Origin of the sequence: Aliidiomarina shirensis (assembly GCF_003987345.1) — a bacterium.
In the GTDB taxonomy this organism is placed as follows: Bacteria; Pseudomonadota; Gammaproteobacteria; order Enterobacterales; family Alteromonadaceae; genus Aliidiomarina; species Aliidiomarina shirensis.
This window is the reverse complement of the sequence record NZ_PIPP01000001.1, coordinates 441055-462357: the sequence shown is the minus strand read 5'-3', so window position 1 is coordinate 462357 and position 21303 is coordinate 441055. Positions and strand designations below refer to the sequence as shown.

The 21303-nt window shown below is 45.4% G+C and carries 23 protein-coding genes; 16 read left to right on the top strand and 7 right to left on the bottom strand.

Translation table 11 applies throughout. The features are described from left to right. Positions 1-152 precede the first annotated feature (152 nt). Together CWE13_RS02100 and CWE13_RS02095 are read left to right on the top strand one after the other, a co-directional pair. The gene (locus CWE13_RS02100) at positions 153-659 is read left to right on the top strand and encodes a YgjP family zinc-dependent metalloprotease (protein WP_126805675.1); all 507 of its coding nucleotides are present in this window, start codon (positions 153-155) and stop codon (positions 657-659) included. Positions 660-790: 131 nt separating this feature from the next. Next, positions 791-1294 carry a CC0125/CC1285 family lipoprotein gene (locus CWE13_RS02095; RefSeq protein ID WP_241973616.1) on the top strand — a complete coding sequence of 168 codons (504 nt, stop codon included), beginning with the start codon at positions 791-793 and terminating at the stop codon, positions 1292-1294. A 14-nt stretch (positions 1295-1308) separates the two neighbouring features. Here the strand turns inward: CWE13_RS02095 and CWE13_RS02090 are convergent, their stop codons facing one another. Then, complete coding sequence (locus CWE13_RS02090) at positions 1309-2487, bottom strand: ammonium transporter family protein (RefSeq protein WP_126805674.1); 1179 nt, start codon at positions 2485-2487, stop codon at positions 1309-1311. Positions 2488-2491: 4 nt separating this feature from the next. Continuing rightward, positions 2492-2830: a P-II family nitrogen regulator gene (locus tag CWE13_RS02085; RefSeq protein ID WP_126805673.1), complete on the bottom strand. Its 339-nt coding sequence runs from the start codon at positions 2828-2830 to the stop codon at positions 2492-2494. A 335-nt stretch (positions 2831-3165) separates the two neighbouring features. On the opposite strand from CWE13_RS02085, the gene CWE13_RS02080 reads away from it, so the two are divergent. Then, the gene (locus CWE13_RS02080; RefSeq protein ID WP_126805672.1) at positions 3166-4071 is read left to right on the top strand and encodes a diacylglycerol/lipid kinase family protein; all 906 of its coding nucleotides are present in this window, start codon (positions 3166-3168) and stop codon (positions 4069-4071) included. A gap of 35 nt (positions 4072-4106) precedes the next feature. Here the strand turns inward: CWE13_RS02080 and CWE13_RS02075 are convergent, their stop codons facing one another. Next, positions 4107-5144, bottom strand: coding sequence for a DUF3080 family protein (locus tag CWE13_RS02075; protein WP_157980920.1), 1038 nt, complete (start codon positions 5142-5144; stop codon positions 4107-4109). An 89-nt stretch (positions 5145-5233) separates the two neighbouring features. Between CWE13_RS02075 and CWE13_RS02070 the strand changes: the two genes are divergently transcribed. Then, positions 5234-5860 carry a riboflavin synthase subunit alpha gene (locus CWE13_RS02070; RefSeq protein ID WP_126805670.1) on the top strand — a complete coding sequence of 209 codons (627 nt, stop codon included), beginning with the start codon at positions 5234-5236 and terminating at the stop codon, positions 5858-5860. Between the two features lie 29 nt (positions 5861-5889). Here the strand turns inward: CWE13_RS02070 and CWE13_RS02065 are convergent, their stop codons facing one another. Then, positions 5890-6099, bottom strand: coding sequence for a zinc ribbon domain-containing protein (locus tag CWE13_RS02065; protein ID WP_126805669.1), 210 nt, complete (start codon positions 6097-6099; stop codon positions 5890-5892). 126 nt (positions 6100-6225) lie between these two features. Here CWE13_RS02065 and CWE13_RS02060 point away from each other — a divergent pair, with 126 nt between their 5' ends. The 9 genes from CWE13_RS02060 to ihfA all read left to right on the top strand — a co-directional run bounded on the left by CWE13_RS02060 (position 6226) and on the right by ihfA (position 15860). Continuing rightward, positions 6226-7131, top strand: coding sequence for a DMT family transporter (locus tag CWE13_RS02060; protein WP_241973615.1), 906 nt, complete (start codon positions 6226-6228; stop codon positions 7129-7131). Between the two features lie 193 nt (positions 7132-7324). Then, a complete protein-coding gene (gene thrS, locus CWE13_RS02055) occupies positions 7325-9241 on the top strand; it encodes a threonine--tRNA ligase (protein ID WP_126805668.1) in 1917 nt (638 codons plus the stop codon). Positions 9242-9247: 6 nt separating this feature from the next. Continuing rightward, complete coding sequence (gene infC, locus CWE13_RS02050; protein ID WP_126805667.1) at positions 9248-9805, top strand: translation initiation factor IF-3; 558 nt, start codon at positions 9248-9250, stop codon at positions 9803-9805. Positions 9806-9883: 78 nt separating this feature from the next. Further along, positions 9884-10081 carry a 50S ribosomal protein L35 gene (gene rpmI / locus CWE13_RS02045; RefSeq protein ID WP_040487138.1) on the top strand — a complete coding sequence of 66 codons (198 nt, stop codon included), beginning with the start codon at positions 9884-9886 and terminating at the stop codon, positions 10079-10081. A gap of 14 nt (positions 10082-10095) precedes the next feature. After that, a complete protein-coding gene (gene rplT, locus CWE13_RS02040; RefSeq protein ID WP_007420413.1) occupies positions 10096-10455 on the top strand; it encodes a 50S ribosomal protein L20 in 360 nt (119 codons plus the stop codon). 191 nt (positions 10456-10646) lie between these two features. Then, positions 10647-11825 (top strand): hypothetical protein, encoded by a 1179-nt coding sequence (locus CWE13_RS02035; RefSeq protein WP_126805666.1) that lies wholly within the window; start codon positions 10647-10649, stop codon positions 11823-11825. 333 nt (positions 11826-12158) lie between these two features. Next, complete coding sequence (gene pheS / locus CWE13_RS02030) at positions 12159-13139, top strand: phenylalanine--tRNA ligase subunit alpha (RefSeq protein ID WP_126806151.1); 981 nt, start codon at positions 12159-12161, stop codon at positions 13137-13139. Between the two features lie 23 nt (positions 13140-13162). Continuing rightward, on the top strand, positions 13163-15553 hold the full coding sequence (pheT, locus tag CWE13_RS02025; RefSeq protein ID WP_126805665.1) for a phenylalanine--tRNA ligase subunit beta: 2391 nt from the start codon (positions 13163-13165) through the stop codon (positions 15551-15553). 1 nt (position 15554) lies between these two features. Next, positions 15555-15860 carry an integration host factor subunit alpha gene (ihfA, locus tag CWE13_RS02020; protein ID WP_126805664.1) on the top strand — a complete coding sequence of 102 codons (306 nt, stop codon included), beginning with the start codon at positions 15555-15557 and terminating at the stop codon, positions 15858-15860. Between the two features lie 108 nt (positions 15861-15968). Here the strand turns inward: ihfA and CWE13_RS02015 are convergent, their stop codons facing one another. From CWE13_RS02015 to CWE13_RS02005, 3 genes are all read right to left on the bottom strand, one after another. Beyond that, complete coding sequence (locus CWE13_RS02015; protein ID WP_126805663.1) at positions 15969-16631, bottom strand: ChrR family anti-sigma-E factor; 663 nt, start codon at positions 16629-16631, stop codon at positions 15969-15971. Next, a complete protein-coding gene (locus CWE13_RS02010; RefSeq protein WP_126805662.1) occupies positions 16624-17259 on the bottom strand; it encodes a sigma-70 family RNA polymerase sigma factor in 636 nt (211 codons plus the stop codon). Before CWE13_RS02010 ends, CWE13_RS02015 begins: the two co-directional genes overlap by 8 nt. Before the next feature lie 108 nt (positions 17260-17367). Next, positions 17368-18078, bottom strand: coding sequence for an LON peptidase substrate-binding domain-containing protein (locus CWE13_RS02005; RefSeq protein WP_126805661.1), 711 nt, complete (start codon positions 18076-18078; stop codon positions 17368-17370). A 183-nt stretch (positions 18079-18261) separates the two neighbouring features. Between CWE13_RS02005 and CWE13_RS02000 the strand changes: the two genes are divergently transcribed. Genes CWE13_RS02000 through CWE13_RS01990 form a run of 3 tightly spaced genes read left to right on the top strand, consistent with a single transcriptional unit; the run spans position 18262 to position 21251 of the window. Then, positions 18262-19194 (top strand): YbgA family protein, encoded by a 933-nt coding sequence (locus tag CWE13_RS02000; RefSeq protein ID WP_126805660.1) that lies wholly within the window; start codon positions 18262-18264, stop codon positions 19192-19194. A 59-nt stretch (positions 19195-19253) separates the two neighbouring features. After that, complete coding sequence (locus CWE13_RS01995; protein ID WP_126805659.1) at positions 19254-20756, top strand: cryptochrome/photolyase family protein; 1503 nt, start codon at positions 19254-19256, stop codon at positions 20754-20756. Positions 20757-20789: 33 nt separating this feature from the next. Next, on the top strand, positions 20790-21251 hold the full coding sequence (locus CWE13_RS01990) for a nuclear transport factor 2 family protein (RefSeq protein WP_126805658.1): 462 nt from the start codon (positions 20790-20792) through the stop codon (positions 21249-21251). Positions 21252-21303 lie beyond the last annotated feature (52 nt).

Sequence of the window (21303 nt, the reverse complement as noted above, 5' to 3'; positions counted from 1 at the left end):
CAAGGTATAACTAACCCTTACAATAACTTTTAGTTTTCAGATCAATTTTGTCATCATGTTAGTATTTTTAATGGATAAATAGGTTTCGCTTGCCGCTTTCAACCACAGAACATACACACCTTGGTATTTACTTTAGCCTCACGCGTAAACGCATGAAGAATATTCGCTTGCGCGTGATTGCCCCTTCTGGGGAGGTTAAGGTTTCTGCACCACATCGAGCTCGGGTGGAAGATGTGTTGCATTTTATTGCCGAAAAACAAGTTTGGATTCGGCAGCATCAGCAACGCATTCAAGCACAAATTCCAGATACGCCGGTGCCAGAACAAGATCTAGAGCACCTTCGCGAGCCTATGAAGCAGCGTATTGCTGAATTACTACCAATTTGGGAACAGCGTATGCATGTGCGCGCGAGTAGTTTCGGCGTCCGGAAAATGAAAACACGGTGGGGTAGCTGCAATATTCGCACAAGAAAAATATGGTTAAGCTTGGCACTAGCGGCAAAAGACGAAGATTTGCTCGAATACGTGTTAGTACATGAATTGGTGCACTTAAAAGAGGCGGGCCATAACGCCCGTTTTTACGGGTTTATGGACGAGTACATGCCGGATTGGCGAGAAAAGCACAAACGCTTAAATCCTAATGCCCGTATTCGTTTATAGTATTTTTCATCTTCTTTACGCTTGGTTTTCTAAATCTGCATTACACTCATCATTAGCAATCGTGTTTTCTGGCCGAAGGCATGCCTACGTAATCAATAGGTGGCTTCGCGTTTATATTGATGAGGTGATGTATGCGAATACTTTTGGAAACGACAAAACGGCGTTTGGCGAGTGTGGCTGTTATAGGCTTAGCGTTAGTTCTTACGGCTTGTGCGGGTCAGCCAGATTATAGAGCAGCAGAAAATGGCGGATTCGGATATTCCGAACGGCAACTTACGGATAATCAATACCGCGTTAATTTTAAAGCCCGAGGCGACGATACGGGGGCTGCCATGGACTATGCGATGCTCCGTGCCAGTGAGTTAACCTTAGAAAATGAGTTTGAATGGTTTGTAGTGTCCAGCCGTGAAACTTTTGTCGACCGGGAACGGGTAACGAACAACAACTTCGGTTTCGGTTTTGGTTACGGATTTCGTCCTCGGAGCAGCTATCACTTAGGGATGACATTAGGCGATGGCCGCAAGGAAGTAGCCGTAAATTTAGAAATCCGGATGGGCACTGGTGAAATGCCAGAAAGTGATCAAGCGTATAATGCAGCTGAGCTATTTGAAAACCTACGCCCACCAACAGAGTGAGCGTAGGTTGCCTTTTATTCAGATTTACTGTTAACAAACTCAGGGTAGGCGGCTATACCGCAATCGGTTAGGTCGCCACCAAGGTATTCGTTCTCCATACTTACTCGAATGCCGAGTGTTTTCTTCAATGCCCACCAGACGACAAAACTGGTGATAAACACCCATGCAAAAATAACACCCGCACCATAAAGTTGCGCAACAACCGTGGCTTCTGCATTGGTAAGTGGCACAATCAGCAAACCATATAAGCCTGCGACACCGTGAACTGAAATAGCGCCAACAGGATCGTCTAGGCGTACGCGATCGAGCACGATGATAGCGATCACCACCAAAATACCGGCCCCCGCGCCAATTAAGCAGGCTACGATCGGGCTCGGGCTTGCCGGATCTGCCGTGATAGCAACCAACCCAGCAAGCGCACCGTTTAAAATCATGGTTAAATCGGCCTTTTGCCAAACAAAGCGCATGGTAAGAAACGCAGCTAATGCACCACAAGCGGCAGCAGCGTTGGTGTTTACGAAAATTAATGCAATGGCGTCGGCGTTGCCTTCACCGGTAAGTTGCAACTGTGAACCTCCATTAAAGCCAAACCAGCCAAACCAAAGAATAAGCGTACCCAGAGTAGCTAATGGCATATTGGCTCCCGGGATAGCATAAATCTCACCATTCTTGCCATATTTTCCGCGCCGAGGCCCTAGTAGCAAAACACCGGCTAACGCGGCGGCAGCGCCGGCCATGTGTACGATTCCTGAACCGGCAAAATCACTAAAGCCCGCTTCCGCTAAAAATCCTCCGCCCCAAGTCCAAGCGCCTTCAAGTGGGTAAATAACACTGGTTAAAATAACGCAGAATATTAAGAAGCTCGTAAGTTTCATGCGCTCCGCCACCGCCCCGGAAACAATTGACATTGCTGTGGCAACAAACACCATTTGAAAAAAGAAATCGGCATCGGCACTGTGGCTTTCAATTTCCGGTTGCCCATACATGATTTCATAACCAAACAATAGGAAGCAGGTACAAGCAATGGCATAAAGTAATATGTTTTTTACTAATATCTCCGATGTATTTTTGCTCCGTACTAGCCCAGCTTCGAGCATCGAGAAACCAGCGGCCATCCACATCACCAGGGCAGCGCTAATGAGTAGGTAAAAGGTATCAATTGCGTAACTAAGTTCGATGATTTCCATTGTCATCTCCTTATATAGCTGATGAGCCGGTTTCGCCGGTCCGAATACGAATAACTTGGGCTAGCGGCATAACAAAGATCTTGCCATCGCCGGTGTTGCCCGTATGTCCGGATATTTGGATGGCTTCAACAATGGCATGTGCATGGTCATCATCGGCAGCAATATCGATACGTATTTTAGGTAGAAACTCGGTTTGATATTCGGCACCACGGTACATTGCGCTGTGGCCTTTTTGTCGACCAAAACCGCGAACTTCGGTAACGGTCATGCCTTTGCATCCAAGTTCTGTGAGAGCATCGCGAACATCTGATAGCTTTGCGGGTTTAATAATGGCGGTTATGAGTTGCATGTATTATTCCTCTTGTTGAACTCGTAGTGTGCTGTTTAGCGCCAAACTAGCGTTCTTCAGCAACTACAAAAAATGTGAGCAATACACATGCCATGTTTCTTATGCTTTTGTTTTTACATTACTAATTCCAGCGCGCCCAATTTAAACGAGGGGGGAACTCAGGGCAGCGGGGTGTATGTGGTGCATTTTTGTGCACCTAATCAGTGCATAGATTTTATCCCAGCACCTATTTGGGGCAGCGGGCGCATTTGGGGCAGCAGGCGCGCATCAGATTTGATTAGATTCGAAAACGACACTGAGATATGCTTTGATTTCGATGATCAAGGAGCGTTTGAGTGCTAAGCAGCCGAAAAGTATTAATTTTCCTCAACCCGTTAGCAAGTAAACGGCGTCAGCTACTACTGAACACCCTCATCCATGAGCTTGATGCTCGTGGGATTTCGTATACGTACTTTGAGACATTTCCCGACGTTGCAAAAACTATTGATGCTATATCTGCAAGTGTGGTGGATTGCAGCGAAATAGTAGTGCTCGGGGGCGATGGCACACTGCACCAAGCTGTGAACGCCTTAATCGGTTTCCGCTTGCCGATTGGATACATTCCGTGTGGAACCGGGAACGATTTTGCTCGCGGATGGTTCGCAAACTTACAACTATCCGCCGTAGAATGGGTGCAGCAAGCACTTGATGCGGCAACGGAAGTGATTGATGTTGGGCAAGCTGGATCGCGCTATTTTATCAATGTGGCGGGTGTCGGCTTTGATGGTGAACTGGTTAAGCGGATGGGGAATAAGAAGTTCATTTGGCCTAAGTTTAGTTATCTTTTAGCTGCGTTACGCGCGATTAGTGGGTACCAAGCGCGTTCTTTTGCATTAGCAGGTAGCAATGCCAAAGTGATGGCTTTAGCACAGCGCCCGGGATTTCTGTTAGCACTTGCTAATAATCAGTACTTTGGTGCGGGCATGCATATCGCACCGCACGCGAAAGTGGATGATGGCACCTTAGCTTATTGTTTTATCGAGAAATGCAGTTGGCTAAGTCGGTTTAAAATCTTAAATCGAGTAGGGAAAGGTGCACATGCAAGCCACCCGAAAGTACATTGTGGGCAATTGCATGCGGTGCAAATAAAAACGCCTAATCTCCCGGTACAAGCCGATGGTGAGTATATTGGCGATACGCCGATGATTGTTCGAACGATTCCGGCAGCTATCCAGTTGCGCCGCGCACGCCGCGTGAATTAGCAGAAACGCTCGGTTTTAGTAAGCCGGAACAGCGTTTATCTAACGTTTAATTCGCAGGCGGAAAGAAATGCTTGCCATTCCTCTGCGTGCTCACGAGCAAGCTGCCGAGTTTGTGCGATGTAGCTATCATTACCGAAAAGCTCGATTAAGTATGCGTGCCACTCTGCGCTCTGAACTTGCGGATTAATACGTTGCAGCGTTTCATTAACTTGTCGATATTCATTATCCCAGCGCGCCAAAGCCGGTTGCAGTTTCTGGATCCAAACCGCGTTAAGTACGTTCTGCATGTATTCTGCATTCTGTGGTGGCGCTAAACGGTTGCTATTATCATCTTTGCAGCCCAAAGCTTGAGCGCCCGTGGCGAGTTGCTCCGTAACCGCCACTAACCATCCGGCAACATGTTGCTGCGTTCGAAGTAGCTCAGGTATCGCGCGTCCGTTTCCTAGGGCTTCCATGTGCCGCTGCCATTCGTTGCGATCAAGAGATATGGTGTGGGGGTTATCTGCTATTTCCGCAAAAAAACTGGCGAAATAATTCAACGCCGCTAGGGATTCTTGGATATTACTATTCGCATTAATATCTCGGACACTGCGCCCTGGGCGAAAGGTATCGCGAATCGCCGGTTCGCTGCTCCAAAATCGGTCGATCCACAAAGGGAGATTGCTTATTTTCTCCTGTAGGTTTAACGCTAGCGCCTCACCAAGGCTGGATTCTGCAATATCAGGGTTCTGTAAACACTCGGTGAGCGCAGGTATCATTTCAATTTCATACAAAACCCGCGCTTGCACCGATTGTACGCGACCGAGCGAGCTATTTCGTTGGGCAATGAGTTGACCCGCCCGGCATTGATTTAAGCGCATACTTTCCAACAAGCTAATATTTCCCTCAGGAATATTCTGGCGCACATCACTCACCCCAGGTTGACGCGGGATGATCGGCATTTCTGGCTCAACCGCAGGCTCATCAAGCAGCCGCTGCATGCGTTTTTGGTAATCTGCAAATACCTTATCGACATCATTCGCAAAACACCCACTTAGAAATATGCTAAGCGCAATGACAACGGTGCTTTTCATGATCCTTTGCGGTAAACTCTGCTTATAATTCATGGCTATTATCGCTTCGGTAGGATGTTTGTTTAATTGAATATTAGCACGGGAAAATTATGTTTACGGGTATAGTTCAAACGAAAGCAGTAGTGAACACGATCACCGATAAAGGCCAGTTTCGCCGTCTTGAGCTGCGAGTTGCCAGCGAGCACCTCGATAACATCGAAACCGGAGCCAGCATAGCGATTAATGGTTGCTGCCTTACTGTGGTGAGTTTTGCGGCAAGTGATTCGGAAGCGCTTGTTTGCTTCGATATTATTGATGAAACACTACGGCTCACTAATTTGGGCGCGTTAAAACAGGGTAGTGAAGTTAATTTTGAGCGCTCGTTAAGTTTTGGTAGCGAATTAGGTGGGCATATTGTTTCTGGCCACATTCACACTACGGCAACCCTAGCCAAGCGTATTGATAGTGAAAATAACTGCCGTATGTTCTTAACGCTCGAACCTAAATGGCTGGAGTTTATTTTAGCAAAAGGGTTTGTGGCGATTGATGGCGCCAGCCTAACAGTGGGTGAGGTTGAAGAAAATGGTTTCTGGCTGCACTTAATACCAGAAACATTGGCGTTAACCATTTTAGGTGACGCGCAGGAAGGTCAAAAAATCAATATTGAAGCGGATCAACAAACGATTACTATCGTGGAAACGGTAAAGCGTGTCTTGGCGCAGAAATTTAGTGGCTGATACGTTATGTTTTGATCAGTAACCGTTTTTTAATAGTACTGTTCATCATCCGAACGAATTTGTAAGTGAAAACGGTCGTCACCAGCATCTCGATATAGCCGTAGGTAAATAACGGCACCGCACGCTCGGCATTCATCATCGAAGTCTTGGTGCTCTTCTGATAGATCGATATCGAGATGAATATTATGTCCACAATGAGGGCAGTGTACTTTGGTATCATGAATTCTTTCGGTATTCACGGTAAGCTCCTTTTGTTACAACTTAGCTTAACTATAGCAATAGCTTATACTTTTGCTGAGCCTAAGGTGCAGTGGCGCGCTAACGTGCGGTGATAACAGATGTTTTTTCTAGAATAGGCATGTTACGTGAATAATTTAATTGCTCCTCTATTTCTTGGTCAGCTTGCGGCTCTCACAGCCGCGTTTTGTTGGGCTCTGGCAACCCTAATGTATAGCCGTAGCAGCCATCACTTAAGTTCCGCACAATTGAATTTAGTGAAAGGGATGATCGCCTCGCCGTTGTTGCTTATCGGACTTTGGTTGTTTGCTGACTTAGAGCTGCTGCAATGGCAAAGCACACCGTTTATTCTGTTACTGCTAAGTGGCGTTATTGGTATCACTGTTGGTGATACCTGCTATTTTTCGGCGCTGCGCCGCTTGGGGCCCGCCCATACTATTTTATTCGAATACCTAGCGCCGCCATTTGCCGCACTTATTGCTTGGCTCGTGCTCAGCGAAAGCATGAGCATCGTAGAGATCGGCGCAGCACTTGTTGTTATTATCGGCGTGTTATTAGTGCTAACCGAACGGCAACCCGTTGCGGGGGTTGCACTGAGCCGTTCGGGGTTGCTATTCGCGGTTGCCGCAGCATTATGCCAGGCGATTGGCTTAGTGATGGCGTTTTATGCGTTTCAGAATTTTGATGTAAATGCCTTGCAGGCTGCAATGTTGAGGCTCTCAGCAGGAACCGCTGCGCTTACTGTCGCGTTATTGTTGTTAAAACCGCGGATGTTGATACAAACCTGGAGCGCGGTACAAAAAACTAAAAAATCGGTTCTGCTTACCGCAATCATATTAGGAACGTTCTTGGCTATTTGGTTACAACAAATTGCTATTGCTTACGTAACGCCGGGTATTGCGCAAACATTGCTGTCGACGGCACCACTCTTTATGTTGGGGCTAAATTTATTCCGCGGCCGTACCGTAAGCTTCCGAGCATTGCTAGGAACCTTCGTGGCTATGATAGGAATAGGTTTACTATTTCTCCGTTAGCATTAATACGCTTGGAAATTAATTACCTGTTATTCGGGCTAAAATGCGTTGAAGGCGTTGCGGGCTGGCGATGTTTTAGCTATAGTTCCCGGTCTATTTTTTGCATAAATTTTATATCTCTCGGTTACTAACAATCGAATTCACTCATACAAGTGGCACTTGGTAGGTGTCACCACTGTAGAAAGGAAGAATCATGCCTGTAATTACTCTCCCCGATGGAAGCAAACGCGAGTTTGATCATGCAGTATCTGTATTAGATGTTGCCAACGATATTGGCCCTGGTTTGGCGAAAGCTACCGTAGCAGGGCGTATTAACGGTGAACTAGTGGATGCCTGTGAAGTGATGGAAAACGATTCCACGCTTGAGATCATTACCCCGAAAACCGAGGCTGGCGTTGAGATTATCCGCCATTCTTGTGCGCATTTGCTAGGCCATGCTATCAAACAGCTTTGGCCAAATACGAAAATGGCTATCGGGCCGACGATCGACAATGGTTTTTACTATGACGTGGATATTGATCGCCCACTTTCGCAAGATGATTTAGATGCGCTGGAAAAGCGTATGCAAGAATTGCAGAAAACGGGCTACGATGTTGTTAAAAAGCGCGTGAGTTGGGAAGAAGCACGAGAAACCTTCGTACAACGTGGTGAAAGTTACAAAGTTGAAATTCTAGATGAAAATATCGCCCGCGATGATCGTCCAGGCCTTTATCATCATGAAGAATATATTGATATGTGCCGTGGTCCGCATGTACCCAATATGCGGTTTTGCCAACATTTTAAAATCATGAAAGTAGCAGGTGCCTACTGGCGCGGCGATTCTGATAATAAAATGCTGCAACGTATTTACGGTACTGCTTGGGCAGATAAGAAAGAATTAAAAGCATACTTGCAACGTTTAGAAGAAGCAGAAAAACGCGATCACCGCAAAATTGGTAAAACCCAAGATCTGTTCCATTGGCAAGAAGAAGCACCTGGAATGGTGTTCTGGCATCATAATGGCTGGACAATTTTCCAAGAATTGGAAAAATATGTTCGTGAAAAGCTTAATGAATATAGCTACCAGGAAGTAAAAGGTCCGTTGATGATGGACCGGGTTTTGTGGGAACGTTCGGGCCACTGGGAAAAATTCTCAGAGCTAATGTTTACTACTTCATCTGAGAACCGTGAGTATGCGGTTAAACCAATGAACTGCCCAGGGCATGTTCAGATTTTCAATCAAGGTTTAAAATCATACCGTGATTTACCGTTGCGTATGGCTGAATTTGGTTGTTGTCACCGGAACGAGCCAAGCGGTGCTTTGCATGGCTTAATGCGGGTTCGTGGTTTCACTCAAGATGATGCGCATATTTTCTGCACACAAGAGCAAGTGCAAGATGAAGTAGCTGGCTGTATCCGCATGGTGTATGAAACCTACAAAACTTTCGGCTTTGATGAAATAGTAGTGAAGCTTTCTACGCGTCCAGAAAAACGCTTAGGCGACGATGCTATGTGGGATCGTTCAGAAGCTGCGTTAGCCGAAGCGCTGAAGAGCCACGGTATCGAATTTGAGTATTTGCCGGGTGAAGGTGCCTTTTATGGCCCGAAAATTGAATTTACTTTACACGATTGCTTAGGAAGAGCGTGGCAGTGTGGTACAATACAACTTGATTTTGCCTTACCAGATCGTTTAGGTGCTACTTACGTGGGTGAAGATAACGAACGCCACGTACCGGTAATGATTCACCGAGCGATTTTGGGTTCACTAGAACGCTTCATGGGCATTTTGATTGAAGAGTATGCTGGTTTCTTCCCGCTTTGGCTCTCACCAATGCAGGTTGTGGTAATGAATATTACCGATAATCAGGCAGAATATGCCCAGAATTTAGTGGCAGAATTGAAAAAACAGGGTTTTAGAGCAAAAGCTGACTTGAGAAATGAGAAAATAGGCTTTAAAATCCGCGAGCACACGCTTAAGCGCGTGCCTTACTTATTGGTGGTTGGTGATCGTGAAGTCGAAGATGGACAAGTAGCGGTACGAACCCGGCGGGGTGAAGATTTAGGCAAACTAGCAGTAGCCGACTTCATGTCTCGCTTACGCGATGAAGTTAATTCACGCGTAATTTCTTAAAATCGTTTGGAGGAAGACACAATTAAAGGCGGAAAAAAAGGTCAAAAGGCCGATAAAACTCGGATTAATGAAACTATCACAGCTCCTGAAGTACGTTTACAAGACGGCGAAGGTGAACAGCGTGGGATAGTTAGTTTAAGCGAAGCTCTCGAAGTTGCTGCAGAAGCGGGAATGGATTTGGTGGAAATCAGTCCTAACGCTGAGCCGCCTGTGTGTCGTGTGATGGATTACGGCAAGTTCCTCTACGAAAAAAGTAAGCAGCAGAAAGAGCAAAAGAAGAAGCAAAAACAGATTCAGGTTAAGGAAGTTAAATTCCGGCCTGGAACTGATGAAGGCGATTACCAGGTAAAACTACGCAACCTGCGTCGCTTTCTTGAGGGTGGTGACAAAGCAAAAGTTACTATTCGTTTCCGTGGCCGAGAAATGGCGCATCAAGAGATTGGAATTGAATTGCTAGAACGTATTAAAAACGATCTAGAAGAAGTTTCAAGCCTTGAATCGTTCCCTCGCAGGGCTGAAGGGCGCCAAATGATTATGGTTCTGGCCCCAACAACTAGCAAGTAGCACTGGTACACAAGAAGGTAATCATCCCGATTGCCTCACCATGTTATCTTGAATGGCAACCAATGCGGAGTTTATGCAATGCCTAAAATGAAAAGTGTAAAAAGCGCCTCGAAGCGTTTTAAGAAAACTGCTTCTGGCGGTTACAAGTGCAAGCAGTCTCACTTGCGTCACATTTTGACCAAGAAGAGCTCAAAGCGGAAGCGTCACCTGCGTGCAAAGAGCATGGTTCATAAGAGCGATGTTGCTTTAGTAGATCGCATGTTACCGTTCGCATAAGAGGAGACTGACCCATGGCACGAGTAAAACGTGGTGTAATGGCGCGCGCGCGTCACAAGAAGATAATGAAGCAAGCCAAAGGTTACTATGGTGCACGTAGTCGCGTATTCCGCGTTGCGAAGCAAGCAGTAACTAAAGCCGGTCAATACGCATACCGCGACCGTCGCAACAAGAAACGTACTTTCCGTCAATTATGGATTGTTCGTATCAATGCTGCTGCACGTCAAGGTGGCCTTTCTTACAGCCGTTTCATCAATGGTTTGAAGAAAGCATCAGTAGAGATCGACCGTAAGATTTTGGCTGATATCGCTGTTCACGATCAAGCAGGTTTCTCTGCATTGGTAGCGAAAGCGAAAGAAGGACTTTCTGCGTAAGCAGGCGTTCTTTAGCTAGCAAAGAAGGGAGCCTTATGGCTCCCTTTTTGTTTAGGTATTATTTAAATTTTGAAAATAGATATATTTATTAGTAGATGTATTGTTGAAAAAATTTGCGCGGAGATGCTTTTTTGTGCAGTCTTAATCCATAGGTTGAATTAAGGGACACAAAGCACAAGGACGCACACCTCATGGAAGCAAACTATAGATCCGAGCATAAACACGTGAAGTTTCGCCTCATTATCATGGGCTTTTTTGTTTTTATATTGCTGAATATTATCAATATAAACACGGCAACGGCGCAAGATACCGATACGGTTTATGCATGTGATACCTGCGATTATGATAAAGCGTATTGGATCGCTGGGCAAAATGTACCTGCTCCAACTTGCACACTGAACCAAGAACTAGAGGAAACTCCCGGCTCAAGATATACGTATTGCTCATCAGAGTTTCGAACATTTATCGTTGCTAATCCGGTAACTGAGCAAGCGTTTAAATTTAATGTACACATTCCTTGTGTTAACGGCACATGCAATTATTTGGTCCCCTCAATAAGTAAGATACCAATACCATCTAACGAACAGAATGACTTAGAGGCGTTCTATGCGCTTGATCAAGAACTCCGCGCTGCTGTTAATTCTTTAAACTCAGGCTCGCAAAGCATACAAGATATTCCGGCGATAGCATTTAATCAAAATGAGCAAACGTTGCTTACAAACTACGGCGTGTCCATAGCTCAATGCGAGAATAGCCCGGTTCAATACTTTTTGAGCGATCAATGGAAAAACGATCTGAAAGAACAAATGGCTTCAGATTTGGGAGCTGCGAATCAGTTTCGAACCTTTACAGCTTTGAAGAAGTCAGATGAATTAGGTGACTTCTCTGTGGGTAGGCAACAGATAGAAGTTAACTTCGCATACAATAGAGGTGAGCAATATGTGCGCAAGAACTTCGGTGACCCGTTTCGCAATGCATTACATTTTCGAGTTGAATATCGCGGTAATGTGTATTCGGAAAGCGCTGATGAAACACAGTTAACGTTTATTTTGGTTCCTGATGTTTCCTGGATAGATGGCGTGAATCTTGCCGATTTCATGAGTGGTGGCCATGAGGATTTAGTATCTAGAGGTACTGATTTAGGCTGTTTACCGCTAATACTCGAGAACCTACTTTATGCAGATCCTGTTTCTGAAGGTAACCCCGAATGGGTAACGAATGATAACGCGGTTCCGCCGTTCGCGGATAAAGTGGAACGATGCTACAAGGTTGTAAAGGGATCTGGCTCCGCTCCTTTCTGTGAAAACCCAGATATATGCCACACTATCACAGTAGGCTTTTTGGGCATGTGCAGCAGTAATATTCCTTAGCTATCAAATAGTTGATCACTTTTACCAGCAGCTTAAACTTGTCAGTTAGGATAACTAACTGGCATTTTTGTATATGTGACAAAGCACTATCACTAAGTTCGAGTTGAGGAAATACTTAGCGCAGTTGGATATTCGCAGTTCTACGTGGGTTACGTGTAAATTTTTATGCAGGAATAGTGTTCAATCTGGTATGATGCGGCCTTATTTCTAACGAAAATATTATCCTGACAAGCGCTGACCTTGTTGGATGCAGCTATGCATTTAATGACGGTGAAAGCGCGTTCACGTTGGGGTCAACTGCACCCAGAAGACGAAAATGCACTTGAGGAAATCATGGATTTAGAAGCGATTCTGCAAGCAGGCAAAGCTGCTGCTGCCGGGGCTACGAGCCCGAATGAACTAGAAGATGTTCGTGTTGAATTTATGGGCAAAAAAGGCCGCTTAACCGAGCAGTTGAAAAGCCTAGGTAAATTAAGCGCGGAAGAACGTCCGAAAGCAGGGCAGTTAATTAATCAAGCCAAACAAGAATTGCAGGATATTCTTAACGCGCGCCGTGATGAATTGAAAGATGCAGAGATGAATGCTCGCCTTGATGCAGAGCGCATTGACGTAACCTTAGCCGGCCGTATGGGGCAGTTTGGTGGGTTACATCCGGTAACGCGCACTATTCAACGTATTGAAGATTACTTTGGTCAATTAGGCTTTTCTGTGAAGGAAGGCCCTGAAGTGGAAGACGCATTCCATAACTTTGATGCACTCAATATTCCAGCGCAACATCCGGCACGTGCAGATCACGATACCTTCTATTTCACACCAGAAACAATGCTGCGTACGCAAACATCAGGCGTGCAGATTCGTACCATGGAGCATGAAGAGCCACCATTACGAATTATTTCTCCAGGCCGGGTTTACCGCAATGATTACGATCAAACGCACACGCCAATGTTCCACCAAGTGGAAGGCCTAATGGTCGATGAAAACGTGAGTTTTACTGAGCTGAAAGGTATTTTGCATGATTTCCTTCACCACTTTTTTGAAGAAGATTTAGAAATTCGTTTTCGCCCCTCGTATTTCCCATTCACAGAGCCTTCGGCAGAAGTGGATGTGCGCCGTAAAGACGGTAACTGGTTAGAAGTTTTAGGTTGCGGCATGGTGCATCCAAATGTATTGCGTTCAGTTGGCATCGACCCAGAGCAATACACTGGTTTTGCATTTGGTATGGGCGTAGAGCGTTTAACCATGATTCGTTATGGCGTAAACGATTTACGGGCATTCTTTGAAAATGATTTGCGCTTCTTAAAGCAGTTCAGCTAAACGGTTACGAGGGAATAAGTATTATGAAAATCAGTGAACAGTGGTTACGTGAGTGGGTTAATCCGCAACTGAGCACCGAAGAACTCGCCGAACAGTTGAGCATGGCCGGTTTAGAAGTAGATGGCGTTGAACCTGTAGCCGGTATTTTTAACGGTGTGGTAGTTGGCGAAGTAAAAGAATGTGGGCAACACCCGAATGCCGATAAACTGCGCGTAACCAAAGTTGATATTGGTGCTGAAGAGCTACTCGACATCGTTTGTGGCGCGCCAAATTGCCGTGTCGGTATCAAAGTTGCTGTAGCAACGGTAGGTGCGGTGTTACCTGGCGATTTTAAAATTAAGAAAAGCAAGCTCCGTGGTGAACCGAGCCATGGCATGCTGTGTTCAGCTTCGGAGCTCGAACTTAGCGAAGAACATGATGGTATTTTAGAGCTGCCAGCGGACGCCCCTATTGGTGAAGATTTCCGTGCTTGGATGGGCTTGAACGATACTGCGATGGAAATTGATTTAACCCCAAACCGTGCCGATTGCTTGGGTATTCGTGGCTTAGCACGAGAAGTAGGGGTGTTAAATCGCTTAGATGTAACCGTACCAGAATTTGAAAACGTGGCGGTTACCATTAGCGATGAGCGGGCTATTCATTTAGATGCACCTGCGGCTTGCCCACGTTATTTAGGCCGCGTTATTCGCAATGTCGATGTAACGGCCGCTAGCCCATTATGGTTGCAAGAGCGCTTACGCAGAAGCGGTATTCGTTCTATTGATCCTGTGGTTGATATCACAAACTATGTGTTGCTTGAACAAGGGCACCCAATGCATGCATTCGATCTTGCAGCTATTGAGGGTGATGTTCATGTTCGTATGGCCAACAACGCGGAAAAAATAACCTTACTTGATGGCCAAGAAATCACGCTTTCAGAAGATATATTGGTTATTGCCGATGAAAGTAAAGCGTTAGCCATGGCGGGTGTATTTGGCGGTGAAGCAAGCGGTGTTACTGAAAATTCAAAAGATATCTTCTTAGAAAGCGCGTTCTTTGCTCCTGACGCCATTATGGGCCGAGCGCGTAAGTTTGGCTTACACACTGATGCTTCTCATCGTTATGAGCGTGGTGTTGATCCTGAGCTGCAGCGCGTAGCTATGGAACGTGCAAGTGCGTTGATTTTAGAAATATGTGGCGGTGAGGCCGGTCCAATCGTGGAAGCGGTAAGCGAACAACATTTACCGAAAGCAGCTGAAATTAGTTTACGGGCTTCACGGTTACAACGTTTATTAGGTATTGAAGTAGCGGCAAACGACGTTGAAGCTATTTTGCAACGCTTAGGTTTTAAGGTTGAAAAGAGCCTCGAGGGTTGGCAAGTCAACGTGCCTACATATCGTTTTGATATTGCAATCGAAGAAGATTTGATTGAAGAAATAGCTCGGGTATACGGTTACAACAATATTCCAGTTAAAGCACCGGTTGCGCCTTTGAGAATGCAGCGCCAGGAAGAGGCGCAACTGCCGGTAAGAGCGTTACAACAAGTAATGCTCGCTGCTGGATATCAAGAAGCGGTTACCTACAGCTTCGTTGACCCGAAACAACAAGCGCAACTGTATCCAGAAGCAGCTGCACTAACGCTACCGCATCCTATTTCTATTGAGATGTCGTCGATGCGCTTGGGCCTTTGGCCAGGTTTGCTCTCTGCTGCTGGCTACAACCAAAAACGCCAGCAACAGAATGTGCGTTTATTTGAAACCGGGTTGCGTTTTACGCCAGATGAAAATGCTGAGAACGGGATTCGTCAAGAGCCAATGATTGCCGGTGTAGTGCTGGGTACTGTGCAAGGTGAACATTGGCAAGATGGCGTAAAACCAGTTGATTTTTATGATGTTAAAGGTCACGTTGAAACCCTATTAAGGGCTTCTGGGCGCTTTAATGAGTTCCGTTTTGTAGCCTCAAGCCATTCAGCGCTACACCCAGGGCAGAGCGCAGCAATATATCGCGGTAGTGCTTTAATTGGTTTCTGTGGTGCACTGCACCCTCAATTCGAGAAGCTATTCGGTATTAAAGGGCGCGCCTTTGTATTCGAACTTGATTTGGCAGCGATTCGGGAACGTAAGGTTCCAGTAGCTGGTGTTGTATCGCGTTACCCTTCAATTCGTCGCGATATCGCTGTTTTGGTTGATCGCAATTTAGCGGCTGGCGAGATTCTTGAAGTTATTCGAAGAGTTAGCGAAAATCAGTTAGTTGAACTAAACTTATTTGACGTCTACACTGGTGATAATCTACCGGCTTCAGAAAAGAGCTTGGCGATTGCATTAACGCTGCAGGCAGCGGATCGAACGCTAGAAGATCAAGAAGTTAATACGTTAATTTCTGAAGTAGTAACTGCACTGCAAAATGAATTCAACGCGGTTTTGAGGGATAGTTAATATGGCGCTAACGAAAGCTGAAATTGCTGAGCATCTATTTGAAAAAGTAGGTATTAATCGCAAAGATGCAAAGGAATTAGTAGAAACTTTTTTTGAAGAAATTCGCCATGCTCTAGAAAGTGGTGAACAAGTAAAAATCTCTGGTTTTGGTAACTTTGATCTTCGCGATAAATCTGAGCGGCCCGGGCGCAACCCTAAAACCGGCGAAGATATTCCAATTTCAGCACGGCGAGTAGTTACCTTCCGCCCTGGGCAAAAATTTAAAGCGCGGGTAGAAGACGCAACACCAATTGATGAACAAGAATAAGTAGTAATTACCGCAAGTCGTTAACCGGTATACAACGTGAAGCATAAAAAAAGAGCTATTCAGAAATGAATAGCTCTTTTTATTTAGTTCGTTAATCAAATCGAAGCGTTAGCGAAAGAATAAACTACTAAAGGGATTTAGCAGCCGAGCTATGCCTGAAGTAAATTGTAGCGGCGCATCTAGCCACGCCAACGTAAGGCAATCTTCTTGCGCTGTTTGTGGGCTATGGCGGTGTGAATCACCTAGATAGATAAAATCACCATCACCGTAGTTATCAAACTCGTCAGCGAATGAGCCATTCAATACTAATGTTGCTTCACTACCTCTGTGCGTATGTTCAGGAACAGAAGCGCCAGCAGCCATGTATATCAGATTTACGTTGTGTTGCCCTTCAATATCGACAGGCGCGCGCCAAACTGAACCAGGAACCTTGCTCCAAGGCCCTAAACGCGATCCTAAACGCCCCAACGATGGAGGTACCTTAAACTGCTTGCCTTCAAGCATTACTTCCTTCAGTGCAGGCTCACGAAGCATTGCCTCAGGCGCGCTCGAATTCATTATTTGTTCAAGCATGTTATCAATATCGGTATTGGCAAAGCGAGAACCACTATTTAGGGCTCGTTTAGCAACTTGCTCTTCTATGTCTTTCACGGTATTTGCACATACTGGACACATATCAATGTGCGTTCCGATTACCAGACACAACGAAGCATCAAGCTCACCTTGCGTATATTTAACTAGTAACTCTTCAGTAGGATGAAATTTAATCATGTGCAGTAATCAACTCTTTTAGTTTCTGTAGGGCTAAACGCGTTCTCGATTTAACCGTTCCCAACGGAATATCTAGTTCGTCAGATACTTCCTGTTGCGATTTACCTTGAACATAAATTTGTTCTATCACAATTCGTTGTGCATCGGGAAGTTGACGATAATATTCACCAATTTCCTGCATCAGAATGTTTTGATCCAATGCGAAATCTTCCTCCGAGGAATCACTCATCTCCTCAGAAAGAACCGGCCATAAATCTTCCGCGCTCACGTCGTTTTGCCGATGTTTATTCTTGCGTAAGATATCGAATCGAATATTTCGCGCAATTGTAAAAATCCAAGTTGTAGGCGAACCTTTTTCTGGACTAAACAAGTGTGCTTTATGCCAAACGTTCGTCATCGTATCTTGAACAAGATCCATTGCCGTTTGCTCATTACCGAACTGCCGTGTAGCAAAAGCTTGAAGTCTTGGTGCAAAATGTTTAAATAACTCACTAAATGCGCGGCGCGAACGCGTGTTAGCAACGTCCGCTAATAATTTTCCGAGATATTCTGTGGTTACTTCCTGGGTCTTACTTGGCGAAGTGTTCATGTACTCTCGCGTTACCCGATTCTTAGGCATGACATGCATATTATTGTACGCCTTCTTGTTATTTTTCACCAATCAGTGCATTAATTACGTGAAAACATTTGCTACTGGATCAGTTGCGAATGAAAATTGTTCGATCGTTACCACTTTTTAGCTTGCATAGTTTGTATCTTCGTTAGAATTTTCTTCAAATAGCTGGCGTAAAAACGCCTGTAGCTGTGGCGCATCTTCTTGGTTTAAAAGCTCTTGTTTGGTTTCGGCCTGCAACGGCAAAATTTCCAACCAGCGATTACATACCCAATTTGCATCATCAAAATTTTGTTCAGGGTAGAGGCTGGCAAACTCAGGGTAGTTCGCGAAAACTTCCTGTAACCGGCGTTTCAATTCACATTCATCACTACTGGCCACGGCTGCAGCTTCTGAATTATCTGCCGATATCGTTGTGGTGGTGCTAGCGCCATTATTGGTCGTATCGGTGCTAGGGGTTGCACCGTGCTCGGATGAGGTTATCGCTGGATTTCGTAAAACCACCTCACCAACTCTAAGTCCATCTTTTTCGGTAACAATACTTTGGATATCAAATAATTGTTCGCCTACAATGGTAATACCGAGATAACCATCATCTAAACTCTCGAAATCGATTACCTTTACAAGGGTACCAACACTATAAATATGTTGGTTTGTGGTTAAATCACCATTTGGATTCAACATGCATAATCCAAATCCTTGTTGGTTGCGTAATGATTCTCTTACGAGGCGCATGTATCGAGGTTCGAAAACGCGCAACTGCATCCGTCCACCCGGAAGAATGTGGGCGGTTAGCGGAAACAAACCTATTTTTTTTACATCATTTTGAGACATCGCATCAAAGCCCATTGGTCGTCATTCGGTTTACAACCCAGTTTCGGGTTAATGAAAGCAGTTACGTTTTAAGCGGGAATGTGGATCTAAGTGAAAATAATTTTTTTATCATCAGTATTCGGTAGCTTCTAGTGTTGGTTATCTAATGGACAATACAACGATCGGTTTTTTAAGGAGAAGATATTGATATACGTGGGCGTGAGTGCTTGTCTTCTTGGGCAAAAGGTTAGATACGATGGTGGGCACAAGGCTTCTGATTTTTGCCAGCATGAACTTGGCCGACATGTTGAGTATTTACCGCTGTGTCCGGAAGTGGGAGTTGGATTGTCGGTTCCGCGGCCAACGATTCGCCTGATTGGCGATGTTGAGAATCCGCGCGCGGTGGTGCAAAAAACGGGAGAGGACTTAACATCTCGGCTGGAGCAGTTCGCGAATGTTCGTTCTGAGCAACTCGCAACATTATCAGGTTACGTGCTGTGTGCTAAATCACCGAGCTGTGGCATGGAGCGGGTGCGTGTTTATGAAGAAGATTCCAATGCGAATGTTAAGCAGGGCATGGGAATCTTTGCTAAACGGTTGCAAGAGATGTTCCCAGCGATGCCCATGGAAGAGGATGGGCGTTTAAATGATCCGCTATTGCGTGAGAATTTTGTGCTGCGTTTGTATGTATACGCTGAGTGGAAGCAACTTACCGAGAACATGACAAAAGGCATTTTATATACCTTCCATGCGCGGCATAAGCTCTTGTTACTCGCGCACAATCAAGCTGTGTATCGCGAGCTCGGCCGCGAGCTTGGTGAGCTTGATGATGTTACGCAAGCATTTCTCGATTACTACATTTTACGGTTGATGACGGCTTTATCGAAACCAGCAAGCCGGAAAGATCACACGAATGTTTTGCAGCACGTACAGGGTTACTTTAAGCAGCACATTGATTCGAGTTCTCGAGTAGAACTCGCGGATCTCATTTTACGCTACCACCATGGAGAAGAACCCTTGGCGGCGCCGCTTACTTTAATGAGCCACTATTTAAAACGGTTTCCCGATCCATATTTAGAATCGCAATCGTATTTTCATCCGTATCCAGATGATCTGCGATTGCGGTATGGCTTATAGAGAAACGTGTGGCGGCATTTGATTTGGTAGATACATGTAAATAATTTTGAAGGTTTAAAATGACGGCTTTGGTATGGTTTCGGCAAGATTTACGGCTCCTGGATAACGATGCGGTTTTGCAAGCGTGCGAGAACCATGATGCCGTTCGTTTTTTGGTAACGCCTACACTAAGTCAGTATGCGGATCATCATTGGTCGCGGATCAAGTGGGATTTATATCAACGCCAATTAAATGCGCTCGGTGACGACCTTGCGGAAATGGGATGTTCGTTAGAGGTTGCCGCACTTGATTACTTTTCTGATTGTGGGCCTTTTCTGCAAGCTTACTGCGATGAGCACCAAATTACAGATATTTATGTTAATCGCGAGTACGCACTGGATGAAGTTTGCCGTGACGCCAAGGTGATTGAACTACTGCAAAAACAAAATGAAAGAACAACAACTGTGCATCAGTTTGATTCCAATCTATTAGTTCCACCTGAGCAGATAAAGAATGGCAAGGGTGAATACTACAAAGTATTCACGCCCTTTTTTAAAGTATGGTTAAAACACCTCCGCCAATCTGGTGTAGCGGCGCCTTATGGCCGCGATAAACTCGCGCGTGAAGGCGTTGGAAAGTTTGAACACGCGAAGCTTTCGCTACCGAAGGGGGAATCGCGAATTCCTGATACTGATTCGGCAGAACTTGCAAACAGCAAGGATTGGCCTGTAGGTGAAGCCAATATCCGGAAAAAAGCACAAACATTTGTGCGTGAACTCGTTGACGATTACAAAGGTAACCGTGATTTTCCAGCTGTTGCTGGCACTTCAACGCTGTCGGCTTACTTTGAGATCGGCGCACTTTCACCGCGTGTAGCTGCGCATCTGTTGCAGAAAACATCACCTGAGTTTCCGGAAGGGTTGAGTGAAGGCGCTTATACATGGTTATCGGAGTTGGCATGGCGAGAGTTTTATCAGCATTTAATGTTCCATGAACCGCGATTAGCTAAAGGTGAACCGTTTCAAGCGGAACAGGCGGCGTTTCCGTGGCGCAACGATGCCAAACAATTCCTTGCGTGGTGCAATGGGCGTACCGGCTTCCCGATTGTTGATGCCGGAATGCGACAGTTAAACACAACTGGCTGGATGCATAATCGCGTGCGTATGATAGTGGCTAGCTTCTTAGTAAAAGATCTGCATATCAATTGGCAGTGGGGTGAGCAATACTTTATGCAGCGGTTGGTGGATGGCAGTTTCCCAGCGAATAATGGTGGTTGGCAATGGAGCGCAGGCACGGGCACTGATGCCGCGCCTTATTTCAGAGTATTTAACCCTACCAGCCAGAGTGAGAAATTTGACCCAGACGGTGATTATATTCGTAAGTGGGTGAAAGAGCTTAAAGATGTACCAAAAAAGCACATTCATAACCCGCATGCCTACCTTGAACAAAGCGTTCAACAGCAGGGAATGTTTAACAGTAATGAGGAAGATCAAACGCGCTATCCGAAGCCTATCGTTGATCATAAGCACGCTCGAGAAACCTTTATAAGTACCTTTAAGCAAGTGAAAAACACAAGCGAATAAAGCGCAACACACAAAAATATTAGGCGGTGAATTATGACGGATCTAACGCAAGACGACCGAGAAGAATTAGTTGCCGATTTGCAAGCCATGTATAGCGACTTTAACAAAGATTCGGTGGCTAAAGCTGACTCAATTTACCATGCTGAAATTAGTTTTCGCGACCCGATTCTGCAAGTAAATGGGATCGATGATTTGCAACGATATTTTAATCACGGTATCGCCAATGCCACGTCATGCCACTTTGCGTTTGATACTCAGGTGGTGAACCGCGAGAGAGCATTTCTTACCTGGCAGATGCGATTGCAACATGAAAAACTTGCGGGTGGACGCGAAATCGTAGTGCCCGGCTGTACGCATCTGGAATTTGCTGATGATGAGAATTCGGTACGCCACCACGTAGATTATTATGATGTGGGCGCGATGGTGTATGAACATGTTCCCGTGATTGGTTATTTGGTGAATAAGGTTCGGCAACGGCTTGAATCATTTGACTAAGCCTTGGCTTGTTCGACTTACTTTCACCCGTGATTATCAGATTTTTAGAGGC

Coding starts and splice junctions, on each gene's coding strand:
- CWE13_RS02100 (WP_126805675.1), top strand. CDS start 153: ATGAAGAATATTCGCTTGCGCGTGATTGCCCCTTCTGGGGAGGTTAAG.
- CWE13_RS02095 (WP_241973616.1), top strand. CDS start 791: ATGCGAATACTTTTGGAAACGACAAAACGGCGTTTGGCGAGTGTGGCT.
- CWE13_RS02090 (WP_126805674.1), bottom strand. CDS start 2,487: ATGACAATGGAAATCATCGAACTTAGTTACGCAATTGATACCTTTTAC.
- CWE13_RS02085 (WP_126805673.1), bottom strand. CDS start 2,830: ATGCAACTCATAACCGCCATTATTAAACCCGCAAAGCTATCAGATGTT.
- CWE13_RS02075 (WP_157980920.1), bottom strand. CDS start 5,144: ATGAAAAGCACCGTTGTCATTGCGCTTAGCATATTTCTAAGTGGGTGT.
- CWE13_RS02070 (WP_126805670.1), top strand. CDS start 5,234: ATGTTTACGGGTATAGTTCAAACGAAAGCAGTAGTGAACACGATCACC.
- thrS (WP_126805668.1), top strand. CDS start 7,325: ATGCCTGTAATTACTCTCCCCGATGGAAGCAAACGCGAGTTTGATCAT.
- rpmI (WP_040487138.1), top strand. CDS start 9,884: ATGCCTAAAATGAAAAGTGTAAAAAGCGCCTCGAAGCGTTTTAAGAAA.
- rplT (WP_007420413.1), top strand. CDS start 10,096: ATGGCACGAGTAAAACGTGGTGTAATGGCGCGCGCGCGTCACAAGAAG.
- CWE13_RS02035 (WP_126805666.1), top strand. CDS start 10,647: ATGGAAGCAAACTATAGATCCGAGCATAAACACGTGAAGTTTCGCCTC.
- pheS (WP_126806151.1), top strand. CDS start 12,159: ATGGATTTAGAAGCGATTCTGCAAGCAGGCAAAGCTGCTGCTGCCGGG.
- pheT (WP_126805665.1), top strand. CDS start 13,163: ATGAAAATCAGTGAACAGTGGTTACGTGAGTGGGTTAATCCGCAACTG.
- ihfA (WP_126805664.1), top strand. CDS start 15,555: ATGGCGCTAACGAAAGCTGAAATTGCTGAGCATCTATTTGAAAAAGTA.
- CWE13_RS02015 (WP_126805663.1), bottom strand. CDS start 16,631: ATGATTAAATTTCATCCTACTGAAGAGTTACTAGTTAAATATACGCAA.
- CWE13_RS02010 (WP_126805662.1), bottom strand. CDS start 17,259: ATGCATGTCATGCCTAAGAATCGGGTAACGCGAGAGTACATGAACACT.
- CWE13_RS02005 (WP_126805661.1), bottom strand. CDS start 18,078: ATGTCTCAAAATGATGTAAAAAAAATAGGTTTGTTTCCGCTAACCGCC.
- CWE13_RS01995 (WP_126805659.1), top strand. CDS start 19,254: ATGACGGCTTTGGTATGGTTTCGGCAAGATTTACGGCTCCTGGATAAC.
- CWE13_RS01990 (WP_126805658.1), top strand. CDS start 20,790: ATGACGGATCTAACGCAAGACGACCGAGAAGAATTAGTTGCCGATTTG.